The sequence below is a fragment of the Streptomyces carpinensis genome, from assembly GCF_002154505.1.
Taxonomy (GTDB): Bacteria; Actinomycetota; Actinomycetes; order Streptomycetales; family Streptomycetaceae; genus Streptomyces; species Streptomyces carpinensis.
Map to the genome: position 1 here is coordinate 1 of NZ_MUBM01000575.1, position 940 is coordinate 940.

Annotated in this window: 1 protein-coding gene and 1 pseudogene; one reads left to right on the top strand and one right to left on the bottom strand. The window is 70.7% G+C overall.

What is annotated here, in order from left to right:
• Window positions 1-24: 24 nt before the first annotated feature.
• Window positions 25-429 carry a globin gene (locus tag BZY54_RS46295; RefSeq protein WP_086731333.1) on the bottom strand — a complete coding sequence of 135 codons (405 nt, stop codon included), beginning with the start codon at window positions 427-429 and terminating at the stop codon, window positions 25-27.
• Window positions 430-521: 92 nt separating this feature from the next.
• On the opposite strand from BZY54_RS46295, the pseudogene BZY54_RS46300 reads away from it, so the two are divergent.
• A pseudogene (locus tag BZY54_RS46300) lies at window positions 522-940 on the top strand (methyltransferase domain-containing protein); the annotation flags it as partial.

Consider the following 940-nt stretch of genomic DNA (forward strand, 5'->3'; position numbering starts at 1 on the left):
CAGGTGACTCGCAGGCTCACCGGCTCAGTCGGGAGTGTTGATCATGGACGCGGCCGCGTACGTCAGGTAGTTCCACAGCGTCCGCTCGTGCTCCTCCGACAGGCCCAGCTCGTCGACGGCGGTCCGCATGTGCCGCAGCCAGGCGTCGTGCGCCGCCCGGTCAACGGTGAAGGGCGCGTGCCGCATGCGCAGCCTCGGGTGGCCGCGTCGCTCGCTGTACGCCGTCGGTCCGCCCCAGTACTGGATCAGGAACAGCCTGAGCCGCTCCTCGGCCGGTCCCAGGTCCTCCTCCGGGTACATGGCCCGAAGTTCGGGATCGTCGGCGACCCCCTCGTAGAAACGGTGGACGAGCCGGCGGAAGGTCTCCTCCCCGCCGACCTGCTCGTAGAAGGTCTGCTCCTGAAGCGTGCCGCGCCGAATCTCATTCACCGTTCCATGGTCTCAGACGGCCGGACCGAGGACGCGAGACCTAGGTCCTGCCGGTGCTCGCCTCGTGCCCGATCACGCAGGACAGTGGAGGCATGGGCGCGCACACTGCCGAAAAGGGCCGCAAAGGCCGCGACGGCGACAAGGGCAAGGGTGACAGGGATCTGGACGAGCTCGCCGCCGAGGCGCGGGACGCTCTGGTGCGGGAGATCGACGCGAGCGGTGCCTGGGCGTCCGACCCGGTCTGGCGAAAGGCGTTCGCCGCCGTGCCGCGGCACCTGTTCGTGCCGTACTACTACGTCGGCGTCATGGGCGGATACGAGCGGCGCTGGGGCGAGAGCCCGGACCCGCGGGCCCGCGAGCGCTGGCTGCGGGGTGCCTACGAGGACGCCCCGCTGGCCACGCGGCTGCGCGACGGCGAGCTGGTCTCCTCCAGCAGCCAGCCCTCGCTCATGGCGCAGATGCTGGCGGAGCTACGGGTGGCGGACGGTGACCGGGTCCTGGAGATCGGCGC